Origin of the sequence: Synechococcus sp. EJ6-Ellesmere (assembly GCF_024345875.1) — a bacterium.
GTDB classification, from domain to species: Bacteria; Cyanobacteriota; Cyanobacteriia; order PCC-6307; family Cyanobiaceae; genus Regnicoccus_A; species Regnicoccus_A antarcticus.
The window spans coordinates 1-5,457 of sequence record NZ_JAGQBY010000189.1; the positions used below are offsets into that span (position 1 = coordinate 1).

A 5,457-nucleotide genomic window follows, 5' to 3' on the forward strand; every position below is an offset into this window, starting at 1 on the left:
GGTCGGCCGGGCCCTGCGGCCCACACCCGGCAAGCACGAGGCGGTGATCCTCGATCACGTCGGCAACGCCCACCGCCACGGTCTGCCCACCGATGAGAGGGAGTGGAACCTGGCCGGAAGGCGGCGTCGGGAAGGTGTCTCCATCCCGATCAAGGACTGCCCGCTCTGTTTCTGCAGTTGCCCCAGCGCGACCCAGCAGTGTCCCGACTGCGGCCACCTGTTCCTCACAGGCGAGCGCGATGAACAGCGGCGGGGGCTTCAGCAGCTCGATGGCGAGCTGGTCGAAATCGTCGCCACAGGTCGTCACCGGCCCAAGGCCGCTCAGCAGCAGCGACCCCGGCGGCGTTCACCCTCAGCGAGCTGCCGCACGTTTGAGCAGCTGCTGCAGCGGGAGCAGGAGCGCGGCTACAAACCCGGCTGGGCCAAGCATGTCTGGGCGGCCCGGCAGCGGGGCCTTCAGGTCTGAACGGAGGTTCAGTCAGCCCCAATCAGCTGGGCATCGAGCCCCAGTTGTTGGGCCGCCAGCACAAACGGGGCATCCAGGCTGCAGAGGGTGGCGCCCCGTCCGGAAGCGATCGCCAGGTGAAGCGCATCGGCCGCCCGCAGTGCCGTGGTCCAGCCGCGCAGGCAGGCATTGGCATTACGGAAGTCCTGCGGTTCCACCTCCAGCATCAGAAGGCCTGGGGCCAGGCTGCGTTCAAAGCCCTGCAGCACCTCCTCGGCCTGCGACGGGCTCAGGGCTTTGGTGCGCACCTTGAGCCCGAGAGCGGAATGGAGCTCGGTGGCACTCCAAGGGCTGATCGCCAGGGGGGCTGTGGCCTGCTCAAGAAAGGCCACTGCGCTGCCTGAGTGGGCCTCCGGTGTGAGAGCCGCCAGCAGCACGCAGGTATCGACGTAAAGCATCAGGAGGGGTCTTCATCCCGCAGCGCGCGCATGGTCTCCACCCCGCTGGTGGCCTGATGGGGCAGGGAGTCCCGCAGAGCCTGAAGCTGGGGCAGGAGATCGCGCACGGCATGCCTGGGCACCAGCTCAGCGATGGCCTTGCCGCGTCGGGTGATCACCACCGGCTGGCCGCTCTCCACCGCATCGAGCAGGCTCGAAAGCTGGGCCTTGGCTTCCGCCACCGTGACCTGCCTCATGCCGTTGGCCATCTAGATGACCAACTCTAAGCAGGATCGTGGGGCAAGGCCTGGCCAACACGGCAACAGGAGGCATGGCCTCCTCCCCCAGCGAATACGAGATCCAGCAGCGCATCCGCCTGGCCTGCGGCCATGGGCCGGTGCGGCTCTGGCGCAACAACACCGGAGCCCTGGTCGATCAGCAGGGCCGCCTGGTGCGTTTCGGGCTCTGCAAGGGCAGCAGCGACCTGATCGGCCTGCGGTCGCTGGAGGTCACGCCCGAGCTGATGGGCCAGCGAATCGCCCAGTTCGTCGCCCTGGAGATCAAGACACCACACGGGGTCGTCAGCCCTGAGCAGCGGGCCTTTCTACAGCTCGTGGAGCAACTCGGGGGTGTGGCGGCCGTGTGCCGCTCCATCGAGGAGGCCGAGCAGTCGCTCGCTGTGACGAGCTCGAAGCGGCTGAGTCGCTGATGGATCCGGCAGAACTGCAGCAGCGGCTCAGGCGGCTGGCTCAGGCCCATCCCGGCGAGCACCCCTACACCCTGGCTTTGAGACTGCAGGTGAAGACAGGGAAGGCGATCACTGGCCAGCAGGCCAAGCAAATACTCAACAGGCTTGGTGATGACTGGTCCTGACATACCAAGGCATGACAGGCTCTGGCTGCGCTTGCCAAGTATGTCTTAGCTTCCCGCTAAGAACTCGGAGTTCGGATCGTGGTCATCACCTACGCGGAGCTGCTTGATCGCCAGGAGGAGAACCGCGCTGCATTCGGACGCATGCTGCTCAACTGGCGCCGGGGCAACGGCTGGACCCAGTACACCGCCTGCAGCTGGGCGGACGAGGTGGGCTTCGAGACGATCTCCTACGGCAACCTCTCGGTGATCGAGCAGGGCAAGGCGGGCGAGCTGCGTCAGAAGGCCTTCTGGCAGCTGGGCGAGCTCAACCGTCGCATCGCTGGGGGTGAGAAGGAGTGGGGTCCGCTCAAGGATCAGGCGATCAAGGAGAAGCTCGAAGGCTCGGTTCCCATCGGGGACAAGGACTGCCCGGTCTGGACGCCGCTGGAGTTCTGGGCCTGCTACTGCGGCCTGCGGGAGGTGCCGGATGCGTTCCGCACCACACCGGCCCCGACCATCGGCCAGCGCAAGGCCACCGAGCTGTCGGCCAAGTTGCGCAACCAGCTGCGGCGGGTGGTCGACGAGTGCGGGCTCGACCCCAGCGACGCCATCAGCGCCCTGGCGGCAGAAGCCAGCGAGGAGCACCGCAAGCGCTTCTATGCCGTCCTCACGGGCTTTGGCGACTACAAGCCCGAGGAGCTGGCCCCCCTCTGGATCGAAGGCGACCTGTATCAGCCCAAGCGCTGGCTGGACCAGTGGGAGACCGCCAACCGCCAGCCGCGCAAACCCGGCAGCGGCAAGGGCAAGAAGCCCGTCACAACCTGATGGCTAGGAATTAACAGCCGCTACTAGTGCGGCTTCCAGTGGAAAGCCCTAAGATTCCGATCAGCGGGCATCCGCCCGATCTGATTCGCCATGGTCACACCATCCAGGCCCGTGGAGGGCCTGTGCCATCAATCCCCTGAGCAACAGCTCACCCACGCCCTGGCCTGCTTCCAGGCCGAGGTGTCCGCCATCCCCTCCCCCGACCTGGGCGCCGTCGCGGAGGCTGCCCGCCCTGCCTTCCGCCAAGGCATCGGCTGGTCCGCCCAGCTGGACGAGCAGCAGGGCCGCTCCAGGCTGCAGGTCACGCTGAGGCACGCCGCTGGCGCTGAGCTCAGCAGCGAGACCTGGGCCGACGAGCCCAGCGGCCTGGCTGACATGACCGGCTTGATGCTGGCCATGCTGCTGGGCATTCCTGTGTCCACACAGGCTAGGACTGCAGAGTCTTGTTCTGATGGGGAGCAGCGTACGGCCGGCAAGCCTGAAGACTCGCTGCTGCCTGCGGGTCGGCCAGAGCCCGATGTTGAGGCACAAGCTTCAGGCCAGCAGGTCGAGGCCCGGGCTGGCAGCAGTGCTAACGCCGATGAAGGAGGCGACCCAGCACTGCTTCCACTGACGCCCGAGGAGATCAGCGGCTATCACCGCCGCGTGCTGGATCTGCCGCCGGCCGTACGCCGCGAGCTCACCCATGCGTTCCGCGAGCACTTCCAGGTGCCCCGCAGTGCCCGCTCGATCGGCGATCGCATCACCCAGCGTCACCACGGCGACTTCATCGAGCGCTTCCTCGAGGAACTCCAGGGCCCGGCGCTGGAGAACGTTCCCTCGCCGCCAGCCGCATGAGCACCAGCCATCGCCCCCGGCCGCCCCGTCGCTACGGCGAGCAGCCGCGCTCACTGGCCGGCCGCCACTTCATCCAGACCCAGGTGCGCACCGACGTCTACCTGCGGATCCGCGAGCTGATGGAGGCCCGCAACCTCTCCGCCAGCGGAGCGGTGCACCACCTGCTGCGTGAGCGCTTTGGGCTGCCGCCGCTTCCTCCCTTCGATCAAGACCCCGTTTCACCCGATTCACACCATGGCTAAGGACCTGTTCCGCACGCCCCTCGCCGCCGTGCGCTGGGCCCACCTGATCACCCCAAGGCATCAGCTCGACAAGAGCAAACCGCTCGCCTGGACCTGCGATCTGCTGCTGGCCAACACCGATGAGAAGGCCCAATCCTTCCTGCTGGCGATGGAGGATCAGTTCATCGCCCTGCACGGCAGCCGCAAACGCCGCGCTGAGAAGGGCTTCCCCTGGAAGGCCGACAAGGACAAGCCCAGCGAGCTCACCGTGGTCCGCTTCAAGATCCCGCAGTTCCAGCGGCGCGACGGCTCCCTCTCCGAAGGGCCCCGCATCGTCGACGCGAGAAAGCAGCCCTGGGATGGTGCCGCTATCGGCAACGGCTCGAAGGTGATCGTCGCCTTCGACATCTACGACTGGGACGGCGAGAACGGCTGCGGCATGACCTTCCAGCCCAGGGCCGTCCAGGTGGTCGAGTTCGTGCCCTTCGAGCAGGTCGATCCCACCGACGGCTTCGACGAGCTCGACGGCTACTCCGCGGTGAACGCGTCCACCGGCTCCGGCTCCAGTGACTGGGCCGCCGATGACGACGAGGAGGCACCCTTCTGATGACTCACCTCCACAGTGTCCGCGGCGGTGTTGGCGGCGGACGCCCCCAGGGGGGCAAACCGCAGCTGCCGGCCTTCTGCCGCACCCGCCGGCCCACAACCACCGTCTATGTGAGCAACCTGCGGGACCTCTACCGGCTGCTGCTGCTGGTCCTGGTTTTCCAGCTGAGCACCCTGCTGCTGGTGATCGCTGGGCCCGTGCCGCCGCGGCTGCCATCGGTCGGCACCAATACCGTCTTCCGCCCCGATGCCGGCACCGCTGCCGGTGAGGTTCCACCCGTCACACCGCTTTCAGACCGATGAACAGCGCGACGACGTCATCCCATCCAGCTCCACCTGTCGCCTCGATGAATCACCCCGCTCTGGTCTCCCGTTCCTGGAACGGCACGCCGATCTCCCGGCGAACCACCGATGGCTATGTCAATGCCACGGCCATGTGCAAAGCCAATGGCAAGCGGTGGAAGGACTACCGCGAGTCAGACCGGTGTCAGCTCTATCTGGACGCGCTGGAAAGCGTGGCCGGAATTTCCGTCCACGCCCTCGTTGAGTCCCGCTCTGGCGGTGCCGGTGGCGGCGGCACCTGGGTTCATCCCCAGGTCGCAGTCGATCTGGCCCGCTGGATCAGCGCGCCGTTCGCGGTGTGGATGGACGGCTGGTTCTTGGAGAGCGTCCAGCAGGCTGAACCGGCACCGGTGGTGACGCCCCCGCCCAGGCTCAGGGAAGCCGAGGTGATCTCCCTGGTGGAGCGCAGTATCGGGCTGTTCGAGCGGCTCGGCGGTCTGGATCAGCGCGACGAGCTCCTGTTCAAGGACATCGTCCGGAGCAACGTGCTCACAGCGAGCTCGGGAATGCTGCCCGGCGCTCCGACTGACGAGGAGCTCACCTTGGGAGATGCCTGGCTGGAGGTGTTTCAGCAAGTGCTGCCCCGCAACCAGTTCTGCGCAGCAGGCAAGCTCGTGGCCAGGGCCTATCGCGAGGCGTTCGGCGAAGAACCACCTTGCCGTCAGCAGTTTGTTGACGGCGCCCCCCGCCAGGTCAAGAGCTATCGCCGTTCGTGGCTGATCGACACCCTCAAGCGCTTCCGCGCCGAGCTGGCAGGAGGCTGATGGACGCCGCCACAACGACACCCCGTCAGCGGGTCTGGGTCAACACCGCCGACGCCTGCAAAGTGCTGGGAATGAGCCGTGAGACCCTCCGCCAGCTGCGGCTGCGGGGGGTGTTGCAACCAGGCAAG

At 66.9% G+C, this 5,457-nt stretch carries 10 protein-coding genes and 1 pseudogene; 9 read left to right on the forward strand and 2 right to left on the reverse strand.

The window, feature by feature from the left end:
* A pseudogene (locus KBY78_RS15755) lies at window positions 1-466 on the forward strand (hypothetical protein); the annotation flags it as partial.
* An 8-nt stretch (window positions 467-474) separates the two neighbouring features.
* Here the strand turns inward: KBY78_RS15755 and KBY78_RS15760 are convergent.
* Both KBY78_RS15760 and KBY78_RS15765 read right to left on the reverse strand, forming a co-directional pair.
* Window positions 475-903 (reverse strand): type II toxin-antitoxin system VapC family toxin, encoded by a 429-nt coding sequence (locus KBY78_RS15760; RefSeq protein ID WP_255144425.1) that lies wholly within the window; start codon window positions 901-903, stop codon window positions 475-477.
* Window positions 903-1,139, reverse strand: a complete 237-nt coding sequence (locus tag KBY78_RS15765) for a type II toxin-antitoxin system Phd/YefM family antitoxin (RefSeq protein ID WP_255144426.1) — start codon at window positions 1,137-1,139, stop codon at window positions 903-905. The genes KBY78_RS15760 and KBY78_RS15765 overlap by 1 nt, the downstream gene beginning before the upstream one ends.
* 74 nt (window positions 1,140-1,213) lie before the next feature.
* Between KBY78_RS15765 and KBY78_RS15770 the strand changes: the two genes are divergently transcribed.
* The 8 genes from KBY78_RS15770 (at window position 1,214) to KBY78_RS15805 (ending at window position 5,329) form a co-directional block, all read left to right on the forward strand.
* A complete protein-coding gene (locus KBY78_RS15770) occupies window positions 1,214-1,591 on the forward strand; it encodes a VRR-NUC domain-containing protein (protein WP_255144427.1) in 378 nt (125 codons plus the stop codon).
* The gene (locus KBY78_RS15775; protein WP_255144428.1) at window positions 1,591-1,755 is read left to right on the forward strand and encodes a hypothetical protein; all 165 of its coding nucleotides are present in this window, start codon (window positions 1,591-1,593) and stop codon (window positions 1,753-1,755) included. Before KBY78_RS15770 ends, KBY78_RS15775 begins: the two co-directional genes overlap by 1 nt.
* Window positions 1,756-1,833: 78 nt before the next feature.
* Entirely contained in the window at window positions 1,834-2,559 is a 726-nt protein-coding gene (locus KBY78_RS15780) for a hypothetical protein (RefSeq protein WP_255144429.1), read from the forward strand.
* A 90-nt stretch (window positions 2,560-2,649) separates the two neighbouring features.
* Window positions 2,650-3,396: a hypothetical protein gene (locus KBY78_RS15785; protein ID WP_255144430.1), complete on the forward strand. Its 747-nt coding sequence runs from the start codon at window positions 2,650-2,652 to the stop codon at window positions 3,394-3,396.
* A complete protein-coding gene (locus KBY78_RS15790) occupies window positions 3,393-3,638 on the forward strand; it encodes a hypothetical protein (protein WP_255144431.1) in 246 nt (81 codons plus the stop codon). The genes KBY78_RS15785 and KBY78_RS15790 overlap by 4 nt, the downstream gene beginning before the upstream one ends.
* Complete coding sequence (locus tag KBY78_RS15795; RefSeq protein WP_255144432.1) at window positions 3,631-4,224, forward strand: hypothetical protein; 594 nt, start codon at window positions 3,631-3,633, stop codon at window positions 4,222-4,224. The genes KBY78_RS15790 and KBY78_RS15795 overlap by 8 nt, the downstream gene beginning before the upstream one ends.
* Window positions 4,224-4,526, forward strand: coding sequence for a hypothetical protein (locus tag KBY78_RS15800; protein WP_255144433.1), 303 nt, complete (start codon window positions 4,224-4,226; stop codon window positions 4,524-4,526). Before KBY78_RS15795 ends, KBY78_RS15800 begins: the two co-directional genes overlap by 1 nt.
* A 44-nt stretch (window positions 4,527-4,570) precedes the next feature.
* Window positions 4,571-5,329 carry a KilA-N domain-containing protein gene (locus KBY78_RS15805; protein WP_255144434.1) on the forward strand — a complete coding sequence of 253 codons (759 nt, stop codon included), beginning with the start codon at window positions 4,571-4,573 and terminating at the stop codon, window positions 5,327-5,329.
* Window positions 5,330-5,457: the final 128 nt, after the last annotated feature.

Coding starts and splice junctions, on each gene's coding strand:
- KBY78_RS15760 (WP_255144425.1), bottom strand. CDS start 903: ATGCTTTACGTCGATACCTGCGTGCTGCTGGCGGCTCTCACACCGGAG.
- KBY78_RS15765 (WP_255144426.1), bottom strand. CDS start 1,139: ATGAGGCAGGTCACGGTGGCGGAAGCCAAGGCCCAGCTTTCGAGCCTG.
- KBY78_RS15770 (WP_255144427.1), top strand. CDS start 1,214: ATGGCCTCCTCCCCCAGCGAATACGAGATCCAGCAGCGCATCCGCCTG.
- KBY78_RS15775 (WP_255144428.1), top strand. CDS start 1,591: ATGGATCCGGCAGAACTGCAGCAGCGGCTCAGGCGGCTGGCTCAGGCC.
- KBY78_RS15785 (WP_255144430.1), top strand. CDS start 2,650: ATGGTCACACCATCCAGGCCCGTGGAGGGCCTGTGCCATCAATCCCCT.
- KBY78_RS15790 (WP_255144431.1), top strand. CDS start 3,393: ATGAGCACCAGCCATCGCCCCCGGCCGCCCCGTCGCTACGGCGAGCAG.
- KBY78_RS15795 (WP_255144432.1), top strand. CDS start 3,631: ATGGCTAAGGACCTGTTCCGCACGCCCCTCGCCGCCGTGCGCTGGGCC.
- KBY78_RS15800 (WP_255144433.1), top strand. CDS start 4,224: ATGACTCACCTCCACAGTGTCCGCGGCGGTGTTGGCGGCGGACGCCCC.
- KBY78_RS15805 (WP_255144434.1), top strand. CDS start 4,571: ATGAATCACCCCGCTCTGGTCTCCCGTTCCTGGAACGGCACGCCGATC.